The 15,253-nt window shown below is 61.3% G+C and carries 12 protein-coding genes; 5 read left to right on the top strand and 7 right to left on the bottom strand.

Going from position 1 to position 15,253, the window contains the following annotated elements:
• Window positions 1–235: 235 nt before the first annotated feature.
• Complete coding sequence (locus B2696_RS07615; RefSeq protein ID WP_376778854.1) at window positions 236–1,429, top strand: hypothetical protein; 1,194 nt, start codon at window positions 236–238, stop codon at window positions 1,427–1,429.
• On the opposite strand, the gene B2696_RS07620 is transcribed toward B2696_RS07615, so the two are convergent.
• Window positions 1,426–2,292, bottom strand: a complete 867-nt coding sequence (locus tag B2696_RS07620; RefSeq protein WP_075728965.1) for a DMT family transporter — start codon at window positions 2,290–2,292, stop codon at window positions 1,426–1,428. The genes B2696_RS07615 and B2696_RS07620 overlap by 4 nt on opposite strands.
• Before the next feature lie 217 nt (window positions 2,293–2,509).
• Between B2696_RS07620 and B2696_RS07625 the strand changes: the two genes are divergently transcribed.
• Together B2696_RS07625 and B2696_RS07630 are read left to right on the top strand one after the other, a co-directional pair.
• On the top strand, window positions 2,510–3,775 hold the full coding sequence (locus B2696_RS07625) for an aspartate kinase (RefSeq protein ID WP_075728966.1): 1,266 nt from the start codon (window positions 2,510–2,512) through the stop codon (window positions 3,773–3,775).
• A gap of 30 nt (window positions 3,776–3,805) precedes the next feature.
• On the top strand, window positions 3,806–4,840 hold the full coding sequence (locus tag B2696_RS07630) for an aspartate-semialdehyde dehydrogenase (RefSeq protein WP_286954859.1): 1,035 nt from the start codon (window positions 3,806–3,808) through the stop codon (window positions 4,838–4,840).
• On the opposite strand, the gene B2696_RS07635 is transcribed toward B2696_RS07630, so the two are convergent.
• From B2696_RS07635 to B2696_RS07655, 5 genes are all read right to left on the bottom strand, one after another.
• The gene (locus tag B2696_RS07635) at window positions 4,837–6,048 is read right to left on the bottom strand and encodes a lipase family protein (RefSeq protein WP_286954861.1); all 1,212 of its coding nucleotides are present in this window, start codon (window positions 6,046–6,048) and stop codon (window positions 4,837–4,839) included. The genes B2696_RS07630 and B2696_RS07635 overlap by 4 nt on opposite strands.
• Window positions 6,049–6,062: 14 nt before the next feature.
• Window positions 6,063–6,443, bottom strand: a complete 381-nt coding sequence (locus B2696_RS07640; protein WP_286954863.1) for a hypothetical protein — start codon at window positions 6,441–6,443, stop codon at window positions 6,063–6,065.
• Between the two features lie 95 nt (window positions 6,444–6,538).
• Window positions 6,539–7,981: an amino acid permease gene (locus tag B2696_RS07645; RefSeq protein ID WP_286954866.1), complete on the bottom strand. Its 1,443-nt coding sequence runs from the start codon at window positions 7,979–7,981 to the stop codon at window positions 6,539–6,541.
• A gap of 161 nt (window positions 7,982–8,142) precedes the next feature.
• Complete coding sequence (locus B2696_RS07650) at window positions 8,143–9,510, bottom strand: hypothetical protein (protein WP_276623163.1); 1,368 nt, start codon at window positions 9,508–9,510, stop codon at window positions 8,143–8,145.
• Window positions 9,511–9,693: 183 nt separating this feature from the next.
• Window positions 9,694–10,239, bottom strand: coding sequence for an RNA polymerase sigma factor (locus B2696_RS07655; protein ID WP_276623165.1), 546 nt, complete (start codon window positions 10,237–10,239; stop codon window positions 9,694–9,696).
• A gap of 172 nt (window positions 10,240–10,411) precedes the next feature.
• On the opposite strand from B2696_RS07655, the gene B2696_RS07660 reads away from it, so the two are divergent.
• A complete protein-coding gene (locus B2696_RS07660; RefSeq protein ID WP_286954869.1) occupies window positions 10,412–11,950 on the top strand; it encodes a catalase in 1,539 nt (512 codons plus the stop codon).
• 18 nt (window positions 11,951–11,968) lie between these two features.
• Here B2696_RS07660 and B2696_RS07665 read toward each other — a convergent pair whose 3' ends face one another.
• Window positions 11,969–12,496, bottom strand: coding sequence for a hypothetical protein (locus B2696_RS07665; RefSeq protein WP_286954871.1), 528 nt, complete (start codon window positions 12,494–12,496; stop codon window positions 11,969–11,971).
• 103 nt (window positions 12,497–12,599) lie between these two features.
• Between B2696_RS07665 and B2696_RS07670 the strand changes: the two genes are divergently transcribed.
• Entirely contained in the window at window positions 12,600–14,048 is a 1,449-nt protein-coding gene (locus tag B2696_RS07670; protein ID WP_286954873.1) for a hypothetical protein, read from the top strand.
• The last annotated feature ends 1,205 nt before the right edge of the window (window positions 14,049–15,253 follow it).

Genomic DNA, 15,253 nt, shown 5'->3' on the forward strand with positions numbered 1-15,253 from the left:
TAAGGGTGGATTATCCACGGCCAGCTGCGGCGAGTGCGGGGGACATCACCAAACTCCGCGACGGGGCGCCGGCCGTGTTATCACAAACCTAAATCCCGCCGCGGCAGATAAGGAGGAGGCCTTGCCGCAAAGTCATAACGAACACCCTACCGCGCTTCCCATAAGACGGCAATAAGTTTCACCTGTTGGGACGCGCGGGTGGGGGTGAGGCGGGGTGTCCTTGGCGGCGGCTACCATGTTGGGCGTGAGTGAGACAGGGCAGAATCCGGCTGCCGCTGCTGCGGCGCAGGAGCGGGGCTGGTTCGTGGCGGCGCGGGGGCGTGGTGCCGTGCGTTTTTCCGGGCGGGAGTGGGCGGCCGCGCTCGTTGTGGTGGCAGTGGGCACCTTCGTGCGGGTGCTGGTGTTAGGTGTTCTGGCCAGGGCCAACGGCGAGTCCTTGGCGGGGCTGCTGGGCAAGTGGGACGCGCGTTATTACACAGAGATTGCCAGGGCTGGATACTTCCACGCTGACATCCCCACCGATGGGCCTGTCTATGAGAATTCCCTGGCCATGTTCCCGGGCTACCCGCTGGTCATCCGGGCCTTTTCTTTCCTGGGGCTGCCGGAGGCACTGGTGGGGATGACGCTCAATTTCTTCTTCACGGTGGTACTTGCTGCGGGCGTCATGGCGCTGGCAGCACGCATGGGCGCGGGCTTTGCCGCGCGCATTGCGGCGGCGGTAGTTGTCACCAGCGCGCCCATGTCCATCGTATTCACCATGCCCTATACCGAGGCCCTGTTTGGCGCGCTGCTCATATGGGCGTTGGTGGCGCTGAGTGATAAGAACTGGTTTCTGGCCGCCGTGCTCATCTTCGGGCTTTCCTTCGTGCGTTTGACCGCCATCGATGCTGTGCTGTGCTTCGCGGTCATGGTGGCCTTTAATGCGCCGCGGCAGTGGAAGGCGTGGGCGGGGGTGGTGTCCTCAGCGCTTCCGCTGGTTGCTTACCTGGCGTGGTCCAGCCACTATTTGGGCGAGGTCGGCGGCTACTTTGGCATGCAGAACAAGCACTGGCACTCCGCTTTCGACTTCGGCGCTGCCACTGTGGCCTGGGTTGCCTCCGTGTTGGGCACCTCCGATAACGCCGGATACCTCTTAAGTGCCGTGGTCATTGTGGGTGCGCCGGTGCTCGTGGTGCTGGCCTGGCGCCGGCTTCCTGCCCCCGCCTGGGTATTCAGCGCGGCACTGGTGGCCAATATCCTGCTTTCCGACGGCATTATGCACTCCCGCCCCCGCCTCCTCCTGCCCGCAGCGGTGCTGTTTATTCCTTGGGTGCTGTGGCTATGCGCACGGGTGCGCCCACCCGTGGCCTGGGGTTTGCTTGCCTGCTGGGTGCTGGCAGGGGCGTGGTTTTCTGCCCACATGCTCGCCGTGTTCGAGTGGGCTATCTAGCGCGGATGCGAGTGCGAGGTCTTGGTGGTCGCGCCCACCGGGACACGCGACAAGATGATGGTGGCCATGATCATCACCGCTAGGGCGGTGGCCATGACTGTCCAGCCAGCCAGGGAGGTGACCTGGAACTTCTCCCCCAGCACCGCGTAGCCCAGGGCGAAGGCCACGATGGGCTCCAAGATGGTCATGGCTGGCAGCGATTGTGACAGTGGCCCGGCGTGGAAAGAGTATTGCTGCATCACGGTGCCTGTGCCCGCCATGAGCACGAGGGCGTAGAAGGGCCAATCACTAAGAAGCGCGCTGAAGCCGCCGTGGGTGAAGTTGTTGACCACGGACTTGGAGAGCAGGGCGACGTAGCCGTAGATGACGCCGGAGCTCACCCCGAGCAACAGCGCGCGGTAGCTGCGGAAGCGCCAGGCTGCTGCGCCAAGCGAGGCCAGGGCTGCGATGCCAACGATAAGGCCCGGCCACCAGTCATTCCAGGAGGGCTGCAGCATGCCGGGGCTGGGGCGGCCGTGGACCACCATGGTGCCCACGGCGACGGTCAAGGCGATGGACCAAAATACCTCGTGGAAGGCCATGCGGCGCCGCGAGTACCACGCCGCCAGCGGCAGGGTGAACATCAGAGAGAGGACGAGGACGGGCTGGACCACCAGCAGCGTGCCAAAGCCGAGAGCGATGATTTGCAGGCCATAGGCCACGACGGCGGCCAGCGTGCCAATCCACCACAGGGGGTTGGCCATGGAGGTGCGCATGACGGGTCCGGGGGCATCGAGGGCGATGCGGTGACGGACCACGGTGCCCCAGGCAACCGTGATCGCCGAAGCCAGGGCAAAGGCCACGGCGATAAAGTTGCTCAACACGTCCACCACGCTAACGAAAAACTGCCGGAAAACTCAGAATTGACGCGCACCTCGACGCTATGTTGCGGCCATGTGAAGCCACGGCGTGAAGTTGTCCTCACATAAGATGAAACCCGTGGCCCTGACGGGGTAACATAAAATATTGACTACTACACGACAGGTATCGACCAGCACCGATGCGGTTGATGCTCTATCAGCGAAAGGTGGCAACCCGAACGTGGCCCTGATCGTTCAAAAATACGGAGGCTCATCCCTCGAAACCGCGCAGCGGATCCGTGCTGTGGCGGAGCGCATTGTGGCCACCAAGAAGGCGGGCAATGACGTCGTCGTCGTGTGCTCCGCCATGGGAGATACCACTGACGAGCTCTTAGACCTCGCCGCCCAGGTCAATCCCGTGCCCCCGCAGCGCGAGATGGACATGCTGCTCACCGCCGGCGAGCGCATTTCTAATTCTCTGGTGGCCATGGCCGTGGAATCCCTAGGGGCCCACGCCCAGTCCTTCACCGGCTCGCAGGCGGGGGTGTTGACCACCGAGCGTCACGGCAATGCCCGCATCATCGATGTCACCCCTGGGCGTCTGACTGAGGCCCTCGAAGAGGGGAAGATTTGCATCGTGGCCGGCTTCCAGGGAGTCAACAAGGAGTCCCGGGATGTCACCACGCTGGGTCGTGGTGGCTCAGATACCACTGCGGTGGCCTTGGCGGCGGCGCTGGACGCGGATGTCTGCGAGATCTATTCCGATGTGGACGGCGTCTACACGGCAGATCCACGCATCGTGCCCAATGCCCGCAAGCTGGAGCAGCTGTGTTTCGAGGAGATGCTGGAGCTCGCCGCGGTGGGTTCCAAGATTCTCGTCCTGCGTAGCGTGGAATACGCACGCGCCTTTAATGTACCGTTGCGAGTTCGCTCGTCCTATAGCAATGATGCCGGCACGCTGATTGTCGGTTCGATGGAGGATATCCCTATGGAAGAAGCAATCCTGACCGGTGTAGCCACCGATAGCTCCGAGGCCAAGGTCACCGTGCTGGGCATTCCGGACCGCCCGGGCGAGGCCGCCAAGGTCTTCCGCGCCATCGCGGACGCGGAGATCAACATTGACATGGTCCTGCAAAACGTCTCCTCCCTGGAGCACGGCACCACCGACATCACCTTCACCTGCCCGCGCTCCGATGGCCCGCGTGCCATGGAAATCCTCACCAAGCTGAAGTCTGAAGGCGCCTGGAAGAACGTGCTTTATGACGATCAGGTGGGCAAGGTCTCCCTCGTCGGCGCCGGCATGAAGTCCCACCCCGGCGTCACCGCCGATTTCACGGAGGCCCTGCGTGATGTGGGGGTTAACATGGAGCTCATCTCTACCTCTGAGATCCGCATTTCCGTACTCACCCGCGAGGCCGATATCGACAAGGCCGCCCGCGCCCTGCACGATAAATTCCAACTCGGTGGCGAGGAAGTAGCCATCGTCTACGCCGGCACCGGCCGATAAGACTTTTAGCTTTAAGGAGCAAGAATAAAGATGACAACCCTAGCAGTAGTCGGAGCAACCGGCCAGGTGGGTCGCACCATGCGCGCCATCCTCGAGCAGCGGGAGTTCCCGGCCGATAAGGTGCGCTTCTTTGCCTCCGCGCGCTCGGCTGGCCAAGAGCTGGAGTTCCGCGGCGAGAAGATCGTCGTCGAGGATCTGGCCCAGGTCACCCCGGAGTCAATCGCGGATGTCGATATCGCGCTTTTCTCCGCCGGCGGCTCCACCTCCAAGCAGTACTCGCCGGTATTCGCCGAGGCGGGTGCCACCGTGGTGGATAACTCATCGGCCTTCCGCAAGGATCCGCAGGTGCCGCTCATCGTCGCTGAGGTCAACCCTCAGGAGGCGAAGGACCTGCCCAAGGGCATCATCGCGAACCCGAACTGCACCACCATGGCTGCCATGCCAGTACTCAAGGTCTTGCACGACGTCGCCGGGCTGCGCCGCCTGCACGTCTCCTCCTACCAGGCGGTTTCCGGCTCCGGCCTGGCAGGCGTGGAAACGCTGGCCAAGCAGGTCGCGGAGATCGGTGAGCACAACGTCGAATTGGCGCAGGATGGTTCGCTGCTCGCTCCCGAGGACCTCGGCCCCTACGTGGCTCCCATTGCCTATAACGCGGTTCCCTTCGCCGGAAACCTCGTTGATGACGGCTCTGAGGAGACCGATGAGGAGCAGAAGCTGCGCAACGAATCTCGCAAGATTCTAGGCATCCCGGATCTCAAGGTGGCGGGCACCTGCGTGCGCGTGCCGGTCTTTACCGGACACACCCTGACCATCCACGCCGAGTTTGCGCAGGACATCACCCCTGACCAGGCGCGCGATCTGCTCTCCAAGGCTCCCGGCGTCAAGGTGGTTGACGTTCCCACGCCGCTGCAATCCGCGGGCATCGATGATTGCCTGGTCGGGCGCATCCGCCAGGACCAGTCTCTCGATGGCAACAATGGCCTCGTTCTCGTCGTCGCGGGCGATAACCTGCGCAAGGGCGCGGCTTTGAACACCATCCAGATTGCAGAGCTGCTGGTTGGCTAAGAAGTCACCTGGGCATCGGCCCAGTCGAGCAGATCTGTTATAAGGGGCGAGTCCGCGGCAATGACTCCCATGTGCGAGCGGCCCGGATAGTCCTTCTCCGGCACAGCGCGTCCGGATAGCCGGGCGCGCTGTGCCATTTCTGCCTGCCCCGCAATAGGTACCACCTCATCCTCGACGCCTTGGCCCAGGAAGAGCGGGGCCGTGCCCGCGCCACTGGCAGTGTTTTCCCGCAGCCTTTGCCCCAAGGCGCTGTTATTCAAATCGGCCGTTACTAGGGCCCCTCGGGTCTCGAGTGCCGCGGTGGTCAGCAGCGAGACGAGTATGGTTTTATCGTCCGTGCAGCGCTGCGCCGCGGCCCGCAGGAGGCGCGTGGCAACCGGAATCATATAATCCTTTAAGCGCACATCGGGGTACTCGGCGGCATAAGGAACGAGCACGAAGGAGCCGACCATGGTTCCCAGCGCATTCGCGCCTGTGCCGAGAATGCGCTCCGCCAGCAACTGCGGATCGGCGGCGGCAGACAGCGCCGACACCCCTCTTTTCTCCAGCTCAGGGGCGTAGTTAGCCGCAATCTGATCGGCGAAGAGCGTGGCGTGCCCGCCCTGCGAATGCCCCCAGAGCATATTCTTGCCCTCATCCGGAACCTGGTCGAGCTGGCGCAGGGCACGGAGGGAATCGAGAGCGGCGCGGCCTTCCCCTTGGCCGATCAAGTAGGGGAATCTGCCTTCCGTGCCTTGCCCCGGATAATCCGTGGCCACGACATTCCACCCGCGGGAAACAATCTCCGCTATGGCGGGGATGGCTTCAGGCTTAAGCGCATTATCGCGCAGGCTGGGCACGCAGGCCTGAGCCACCCCGGTGGTGTCATGCTGCCAGGCCACGGCGGTGGAACCAGCGTTATCTGGGATCGCGGCAACCGCGCTTGCCACAGCCGGAGATCCATCCGCGCGGGTGGTGGCGTAGAGCAAGCGCAGCGCCGTGGAACCTGCAGGTGCCGTGCCGGGGTAGGAGCTCACCCGCAGCAGTGTGCCCGCGGCGGGGATTTCCCCATGGAACTCATAAAAGCTGGTGGAGCGCCACTGGGGAGTAGCGGCCACCGCGCCTATTGCTGCAATAGACACGACAATCCCGAGCGCCACGCGCGGGAAGCGGGGCCGGCGCCAACGCCAAGGGCGCCATACCCAGACTCCGGTCGTGACGAGAGTCACGGCGAAACCGTAGGCTAGGCCCACCAGTGCCAGGAGGTCCATCCCATCAGCAGTGCGGCCGCGGCCAACAGGAACGTCGCCGGAGTGCGTCTCCACAGCAACAGTGCCACGGCGCCAAGAATCCACCACAAAGATACGCAGCTTAAAAGCAGCGGGGCACTCAACGCTGCAGCGATTGCGGCCAGCGTGGTGAACGCAGCCAGGCCACTCGTCGAGTTAAGGCGTGAGCGCAGCCCCATGAAGACGATGGCCCCCGCGGCTACCGCAGGGAGAGTCCGCAGCGAGAACAAGGGGAAGAACGCCATGCCCAGTCCTGCTGCGATGAGGAGCGCCGGGCAGGCAGCGCGCTGGGCGCGAGAAGCGAGAAGGCGGGGGAGACAATAGCGAGAAGTCATCGTCATTGAATATAACCCAAGAAAGACCCCGTACTTTTGCTTTCCTCGTGGGGAAGAAAAAGTACGGGGTCTGTGACTAGTGCAGGTTTAAACCTTTATGCCTGCGGGGACTTCGCGGAGTCCGCGGCCGGGGCAGCTACCTCTAGCTGGCTGCGGCTAGCGGCGCCCTTGGCGCCACCGGTGGCTACCCAGCCGATGCCGAGGATGATGAACCAAACCGGAGCGGAGAGCAGTGCCGTTCGGGTGTCAGTTTCCAGGCACAAGACAGCTACCATGAAGGCGAAGAAGGCGAGGACGACGCAGGACATGGGCACGCCACCGGGCATGGGGAAGATGGACTTTGCGTGCAACTCCGGGGTGCGGCGACGGTAGACAATGTAGGCCACGAGGATGTAGGTCCAGACCACCATGAAGAGCACCGAAGACAAGGTGGTGATCAGGGTGAAGGCCTCGATGACGGTGCCGCCGGCGTAGAGCATTGCCAGTGCCGGAATGAGGCAGATGACGGAGAATACCAGGCCACGCGCCGGGACGCGGTGCTTGGACAATACAGCCCAGCGCCGCGGGGCGGCGCCCTCAAGAGAGAGGCCGTAGAGCATGCGCGAGGTGGAGAAGATGCCACTGTTAGCTGAAGAGGCCGCCGAGGTAATGACCACGAAGTTGATAACTCCAGCCGCCGCTGGAATACCGGCGAAGGCAAAGAGCTGCACGAAGGGGCTCACTGCCGGGTTGATGGCATCCCACGGGGTTACCAGCATGATGACGATGAGGGAGAGTACGTAGAAGATGACGATACGCACGGGGATAGAGTTGATGGCGCGCGGCAAGGTCTTCTCCGGATCCTTGGTTTCCGCGGCGGCGGTACCTGCGAGCTCGATGCCGACGAAGGCGAAGATGGCGATCTGGAATCCGGCGAGGAAGCCGGTGAGGCCGTTGGGGAAGAAGCCGCCGTCATTGATGAGGTTATTGAAACCTGCTATGTGTCCGTCCGGAGTCTCGAAACGGGTAAAGACCATGTACAGCCCTACGCAGATAAGGCCCACGATGGCGACAATCTTGATGATGGCGAACCAGAACTCGATTTCTCCGAAGAGGCGCACGGCTACCAGGTTGAGGGCGAGCAAGAGCGCGATGACGAAGATGCCGGGCAGCCACAGCGGAATATCCGCCCACCAATACTGCAAATAGCCGGTGATGGCCACGATATCGGCCATGCCGGTAACTACCCAGCAAAACCAGTAGGTCCAGCCGGTAATAAATCCGGCGAAGGGTCCGAGGATGTCGGAGACCGCGTCGCGCAGGGACTTATAGTTCATGTTTGCCAGCAGCATCTCACCCATGGCTCGCATGACGAAAAAGAGCATGAAGCCGATGATGGCGTAGACCAAAATGACGGAGGGCCCGGCCAAGAAAATAGTCTTTCCGGAACCCATGAATAGTCCGGTGCCGATGGCACCGCCGATCGCAATCAGCTGGAGGTGGCGGTTACTAAGCCCGCGCTTGAGGTCTCCGGCCGCTGCAATAGATGTTTGAGACATAGCGTGTTCTTCCTTCTGAGATGAAACCTCTTAAAACCTCTGAGACGAAATATTGAGGAAACTGTATACCTATTGATCCCCCGGAATAATGAAATTGAGAGTATCTTTCCGTGATTGTGAAAAATTACGCTAGGTGCTCCGCGTCTTGTTGTTCTCTATTTCTAATCCCCGCCTTCTTCCCCGAAGTCCAGATCGCGCTGCTTAGGTGCACCGCCGGGGACTTCTGGCTTGGTATGCGTGACATAGGTGACTGAGGGCGAAGGATCTGTACGGTCGTAGTCGATCTCGGAGTCTTTCTCTAAGTCCTCGTGGATCTCTTCCGCTATGGCGTCAATGAACTCCTGGGTTTCCATGGTCGAGGCGGCGGCTAGCTTGCGCAGATCGCGTTCGTTCTTCTTGGTGAAGCGGTAGCGCGGATCGAGGCGGCGCTTGACCAGGAAGTGGGCACGTGCCCGGCGCTTGCCCTCCACGGAGATCTTCTCGCGCTTGGTGGTCCAGTTGAAAACCATGACGACGATCATGAGAAGGCCCAGGTATCCCAGGATGGGATAGACGTTGCTGACCAGGGACTGGAAGCCGATGAAGGAGAGAGCGAATCCGATGAGGCAGGACACGGCGTAAACGGGATAGAACCTGCGCGGTTGCTTGCGGGTAAGGCGCTTGCCTATGGCGTAGAACATGCTCACGGCGGTGTTGAAGATCATGCCGAAGATGGCCAGGCTCATCAGGTAGCCCAGTACGGGGTGGATGTTGGTGATGAGGGCGAGGACCGGGAGATCCTCACCGTTGACCTCCGGGGCGGCGACGAAGAGGCTGCCGACCAACAAGATGAGGAGGATGAGGTAGATGATGCCGCCGACGATGCCGCCGATGCCCACCGCACGGTTGTTGAGGAAGTTGCCGCCGATGACGATGGACATCGAAACTGCGCACATGACGTTGAGACCGGTGTAGTTCAGCGCCGCGAGCCACCAATTGGGAAGCGTGGTGGAGACATTCTCCACGGTGTAGGCGTTAAGCGCGGCCATATCCACGTCAGCCGTCACCAAGGTATAGCCGACGGCCACAACGATGAAGATGATGATAAACGGGGTGATGGCGCCGATGACGTTGGTGACGCGGTCGACGTCGAGAAGCCCGCACAGGAGGACGAGCACCAGCATGATGGTGGCGCCTACCCACAACGGGACCCCGGGGAATTGCTGGGAGACGTTGGAGCCACCGCCGGCGAACATGACGAAGCCGATGGAGAAAAGGGTGGCCAGCGTGGACCAGTCCAGGATGCGGGAGGTAATGGGGCCGGAGATCTTATCGAATACCGCGGTGTGTTCGGTAGCCTGGAAATAGGAGGCCAGTTGCAAGATTGCGATACCGGTGATCATCATGAGGGCCGAGCCCAGGGCCACGCCCCAAAACCCTTTTTCACCGAAGGCGACGAAGAATTGCATGGCCTCCTGCCCGGAGGCGAAGCCGGCGCCGACGATCACCCCGATGAAGGCTAGAGCGATAGTGAGTGCTTGTTTGAACATTGGCGGAGAAGTTCTCTTTTCTCACACGTGCCGGGCCCGCGTTCTTAAAGGTTCGCAGGCCCGGTTCGACGTTCGATTTGGCACGTATGTTTCTACTAATACCGTAGTTCTCTTTTTGTGCAGCTCTCCACTGGTTAGGGATAAAGAATGCGTAACTACTGGGTAAAGATTGAAGTAAAAGGACTAGCGGCCGTCAATGATGTCTTTGCGCGCGCGAGCCACCCGCGAGCGGATGGTGCCGATGCGGACGCCGGCGATCTTGGCGGCTTCTTCGTAGGTATAGCCCAGCAGCTGGGTGAGGATGAGGGCCTCGCGGCGGTCGGGCGGAAGGGCGTCAATAAGCGCGCGGGTGTCTATCCACTCGCTCCAGGAAGCGGAGTTTTCCAGGGAGGGGGTGAGCGCGGCCGCGTCCTCGTACTCGGTCGCGGACTTGCGGGGCCTAGCCATATCATGGCGGATGTTGTCCACCCACACGCGCCGGGCTAAGGATAGAAGCCAGGTGCGCGCCGAGGAGCGGGCGGCGAAGCGGGGGAGGGCGCCGATGACCCGCAGGTAGGTCTCTTGGGTGAGGTCGTCGGCGATCTCGGGGCCGCCGAGGTGGGCAAGCAGGCGCCACACATCGTCCTGGGTGGCCTTGATGAACTCCGTGAGCGCCGTGCGGTCACCGCGTGCGGCCCGGAGGGCGAGCTCGGTGACGACAGCATCGTCGCGTTCGGAGTGGTGTTTCACCCACCTGAATCTACCAGTCGAAGAATGAAAGACTCCTTATCCGAGCGTGCGGAGAATCTTTCCTTAAATCCTTAGAGATCCTTGCCGGGCGCGATTGTTCGGGGTAGGCTATGGGAGGAGCAAGATTGATAGTAATAGTTAATTTTCCGACCAGAAAAGGAAGTCACTCCCCATGACTGAATTTGCCGCAGACAAGATTCTCAACAAGGGCCAACGCCCCGCCGGTAAGGGCAACTCGACCCGCCTCTCCGGGCAGCCGATTGCCTCCGAGAATACGTCCCTCACCGCCGGCCCGCAGGGGCCCACCGTTCTCGATGACCTTCACTTGATTGAAAAACTGGCCCACTTCAACCGCGAGCGCGTGCCGGAGCGCACACCGCACGCCAAGGGTCACGGCGCCTTCGGTGAACTGCACATCACCGAGGATGTCTCGCAGTACACCAAAGCCAAGCTGTTCCAGAAGGGAACCGTCACGCCTATGGCCGCGCGTTTCTCCACCGTTGCCGGCGAGCAAGGCTCTCCCGATACCTGGCGTGACGTACATGGATTCGCCCTGCGTTTCTATACCGAAGACGGCAACTATGACATCGTTGGCAACAACACCCCCACCTTCTTCCTACGTGATGGCATGAAATTCCCGGACTTTATCCACTCCCAGAAGCGCCTCGGGGCCAACGGCCTGCGGGACGCGGACATGCAGTGGGACTTCTGGACCCGCAACCCCGAGTCCGCCCACCAGGTCACCTACCTCATGGGTGATCGCGGTACTCCAAAGACCACCCGTAACCAGGATGGGTTCGGCTCGCATACCTTCCAGTGGATCAACGAAGATGGTGCACCCGTGTGGGTGAAGTACCACTTCAAGACCCGCCAGGGATGGGAGACCTTCACCGACGCCGAGGCGCAGGAGATGGCTGGCAAGAACGCCGACTACCACCGCGAGGATCTCTACAACGCCATCGAGCATGGGGACTACCCGGTCTGGGACGTCAAGGTTCAGATCATGCCCTTCGAGGAAGCAGAGAACTACCGCTGGAACCCCTTCGACCTGACCAAGACTTGGTCGCAGAAAGACTACCCGCTGGTGGATGTGGGCTACTTCGTGCTCAACCGCAACCCGCGTAACTTCTTCGCGCAGATTGAGCAACTGGCACTGGATCCGGGCAACCTGGTTCCCGGCATCGGCCTGTCTCCGGACCGCATGCTGCAGGCACGCGCCATCGCCTACGCCGATCAGCAGCGCTACCGCATCGGGCCGAACTACAAACAGCTGCCCGTCAACCAGCCGTTCAACCAGGTCAACACCTATGAGCACGAGGGCTCTATGTCCTTCCTGTTCAACGACCCGGCGGATCCGGTGTACTCACCCAGCCGCCACGAGAAGGGCAATGGCTACCTCGATGATGCGGAGGAGAATATCCGCACCGAGGCTTATCCGGCACACGATCTTTATGTGAACCCGGATCCGCACGGCAGCGACCTCACCCGCGCTCCCTACGTGCACCACGCCGAGGATGATGACTTCATCCAACCGGGCATTCTCTATCGCGACGTCATGGATGATGCCGCCAAGGAGCGCCTGGCGGATAACATCACCAACGCCATGGCCGGCGTTTCTGCCGAGACTGAGCAGCGCGTTTACCACTACTGGGACCAGGTAGATGAGAACCTAGGCAAGCGCGTCCGGGAGCTCTTCGCAGAAAAGAACTAAGCGCCTAAGGCCTGGCTCCTAGCAGCTCGGCATGGTCGCGGCCATGAAACCGGGAAGACCTTGTTGGCTCAGCCCTGCTACGTCGTAGCAGGGCTGAGCCATTCCTGTTTGAGTAGTACCAATGGAGGGGATGCGCTGCCACTGACCCTGGCTAAAGCGGGCCCACTGAGTCCAGTCGGTGGCGTTTTGGCCGTAATGTGCCCACTGGCCGTCGCAAGCCATGACGTTTAGCGAAGTCATGTCCGGGTTGAGGTGCTGCAGCGCAGCGGCGCTGCAATCCCCGACGCTTGGCACCACGCCGCTTGGCAGAACCGCTGCAGGGGAGGTTTGCTCGGCGGTGACGGTTACGGTGACCGTGGATTTCGGTCGCGGATGCTCGCTGGATTCGGCGGCGCTAGAGGTGGTCGCTGCTGCCTCGGCGTGGGTTTCAGGCCCGGCCTCCTCGGTCGAAGGAGAAGAACAGGCGGCCAGGGTGCAAGCCAAGGCAATGAGGCCAGCACCGGCAGGGAGGATGCCGCGGGGGGAGAGAATAGGGAGAGAGTTCATGAGAGCTAATACTAAGGGCTAGAGGGGACACTTGTGGGCCGTAGCGCAAGAAATGGCGGCGCGCCTGCCGGGGAGAATGCGGGCGTGGCGATAGTTTCGAAGCATGACTTCTCGCCTCGCAGATGTACATAACCGCCGCCGGTCGCGCCTCGTCTCGGCGCTCATTGCCCTCGTGCTCGTCGTCCCGCTTATCGTAGGCGCCGCCGTGGCCTCCTTCGCTGGCTGGGGCCCCGCGCAGGCGTGGTCATCCGCGGGGGATGAAGCCAGCGGGGCGCCGACGGATGGAACGGTGGATTCTTCACAGCTCGTGGAGCCTCTGCGTGCGCTGAGCGAGGCCCAGGCGCAGGCGGGCTTCCTCGAGTCCGGCGCCAAGCAGCTTGCGGATGGCAGTGGCCAGCTCGATTCGGGGGCGCAGGAACTAGGGGGCGGCATCGACAAGCTCTCCGGTGGCTCCCAGCAGCTTGTCGACGGCCTCACCGAGCTGCAAGCAGGAACCGCACGGTTGGGCGGCGGTGCCACGGAGCTCGCCAACGGTGTGGGCGGCGCGGTGGACCAAATCGTCGGCTTAGGAGTGGCGCAAGGACAGATCATTACCGCCATCGACGGAACCATGCACGATCTCGAGGGCAATAACTCGCCCGAGGCGCGCAACATCAAGTCTCAGCTGGGGGATCTGCGCAACCAGGTCAACAACTTCAAGCTGGATCAGTCCGTCACCGATCAGCTCAATCGCCTCAAGGACGGCTCGCGGGAGCTTTCCAATCAGCTCTCCGTGTCCGGCTACGCCTATCACGACGGCGTCTACTCCGCGGTGGAGGGCGCCAAGCAGCTCAACAGCGGCATTGGCGAGCTAAATGGAAAGGCGGATGAGGCGATAGCCGGCGTCGGCAAGCTTGATGAGGGAGCGGGCAAGGTGAACTCCATGGCCGAGCACAACAAGACCAAGGTTTCCGACGCCGCGCGCGCCATGCCTCGCGTCCAAGCAACCGGCCAGAACGAGCCCTCCCGTCTGCTCAGCCCCGTGGTGGCCTTGCTCATTGCTGCCCTCATGATGCTGGGCGGGGTGTTCCTCGGCTTTGCCTGGCACCCCGGCTCGCGCCCCTGGCTCTTGTTACTTGGTGGGCCACTTGTCTTGACCGCCGCCGGGGAAATCCTGCTGTGGATCCTCTCTAGCGGACTGACCCCGTTGGCCGCGGTGTGGGCTGGCGTAGCCATGTATGCAACGACGATTGCCACCGCCGCCTTGACCACGGTGGTGCTGCGCTTTGCCGGATTCGGCATCGGCGGCGGGCTCATCACCGTGGTGGGCCTGGCGCAGCTGGCAGCCGTGGGTTGGGTGTGGAAGACCGCCGGAGCCTCCGCCATTGCCCCGGCTTGGCAGGTCGTGGCGAACCTCCTGCCGCTGAACTGGGCCACCTCCGCGATTACCGCGGCCGGAAACGGCGGTCAAGACAGCCTGCTGTGGACCGCCCTTGCGGTTCTTGGCGTCACTGCATTCCTGGGTGTAGGCGCAATTATCTTCGGCCGTCGTGCCGGGGAAGCCACAGCCTAGGGAAGATAAACTTGTCCTAAGCTGCAAAAATTATATCTATCAAACTGAGTCGCCACGTCTTTAGAAAAATAGGTTAACAATCACAGATTAGGGGTGCTATTGTTGGTGATGCTCACGCAGTCTACTTAGGGGGTAGGCAAACGGCTTCTTGGAAGTCGTTGTGAGTGATAGGGAATAGGGGCGACGCGGTTGCTGTAGGGGCACCGCGTCGTTTCCCAGTTTTAGAGTGCATGGTTTTCTGGGTTAAGGGACATTTTGTGTGTCTGGTGGTCATCGTTTCAGGCTTCTAACTGGGAGTTTGAGTTGTGGTGCATTGGGCTTTCGCGAATGCCTATGTCGCTAGCGTGCGTGGCTTCAGTTGCAGTTTCATTTTTTGCAGGCGGGCGAAGATGTCGTTGAACAGTGGGCCCAGCGGACCTGTTGACAGCCCTGTTTATGCTCTCGCGGCATTGCGCACAGGCGTTTGTCGGTTGACCATGCCGTACAAGTTTGCTGGGGTGAGCTCGTGCTACCACATGCTGGGCCCAGGCCGTGTATTTCCGGCCAATCATGCCGTTGCTACGTCCTTGGAGAGGCAGATCCGGCGTTTATGCTGCATAGATAAAGAAAAACAGTGATCCAGACACACAAAATGTCGCTTAACCAGCTTATCGGCGGGCTAATGCCCAAAATTTGTTGTTTTACGGCGTGTTCTAGTAACGGTCATTTTGTGTTGGTGGCTCTTGGCTCTTAACCTCGGATGCTGGCTACAAGCAGCATCGATGGGTTCCTCAAGTGTTGTATATCAAGCTGCGCCTTGGGGATCCTGGTCGAGTAGGTGGTCTGACGTACTTCCCACTGCAGTCAGGGCATGAGGGAGGGATTTCTACTCATCCGGCCATCAATGAAATGGCCTTAGCAACTCTTAGCGTCAGGTTTGGTATTTCAGCGACGGAGGCCGCTGATCAGCCCGGAGAGGTGAAAGTAATCTTATACTTACTGCTCAAACTGGGAGAATGGCCGCATTCACCAACACTTTCTGAGCATTAGCCCGCTTTGCTCCTTGATTCCGCATGAGCCTAACCAATCAGGTTAGGTCGGTTGGCCTTGTTTCCGCACTACCTAATTCTGGCTAGGCGGCCCGGCTGTGGGTAACCGGGGCGGTGCGGGGGGGGTATCCACAGTTTCCTTGTTTGGTGCGGGTTGGGGGTTGTCGCACCGCTTGG

This window comes from Corynebacterium sp. UBA4397 (assembly GCF_002390965.1).
GTDB classification, from domain to species: domain Bacteria; phylum Actinomycetota; class Actinomycetes; order Mycobacteriales; family Mycobacteriaceae; genus Corynebacterium; species Corynebacterium flavescens.

Excerpts from the sequence above, each read along its gene's own strand:
- B2696_RS07615 (WP_376778854.1), top strand. The coding sequence starts at position 236 with ATGTTGGGCGTGAGTGAGACAGGGCAGAATCCGGCTGCCGCTGCTGCG.
- B2696_RS07630 (WP_286954859.1), top strand. The coding sequence starts at position 3,806 with ATGACAACCCTAGCAGTAGTCGGAGCAACCGGCCAGGTGGGTCGCACC.
- B2696_RS07640 (WP_286954863.1), bottom strand. The coding sequence starts at position 6,443 with ATGACTTCTCGCTATTGTCTCCCCCGCCTTCTCGCTTCTCGCGCCCAG.
- B2696_RS07645 (WP_286954866.1), bottom strand. The coding sequence starts at position 7,981 with ATGTCTCAAACATCTATTGCAGCGGCCGGAGACCTCAAGCGCGGGCTT.
- B2696_RS07650 (WP_276623163.1), bottom strand. The coding sequence starts at position 9,510 with ATGTTCAAACAAGCACTCACTATCGCTCTAGCCTTCATCGGGGTGATC.
- B2696_RS07660 (WP_286954869.1), top strand. The coding sequence starts at position 10,412 with ATGACTGAATTTGCCGCAGACAAGATTCTCAACAAGGGCCAACGCCCC.
- B2696_RS07665 (WP_286954871.1), bottom strand. The coding sequence starts at position 12,496 with ATGAACTCTCTCCCTATTCTCTCCCCCCGCGGCATCCTCCCTGCCGGT.
- B2696_RS07670 (WP_286954873.1), top strand. The coding sequence starts at position 12,600 with ATGACTTCTCGCCTCGCAGATGTACATAACCGCCGCCGGTCGCGCCTC.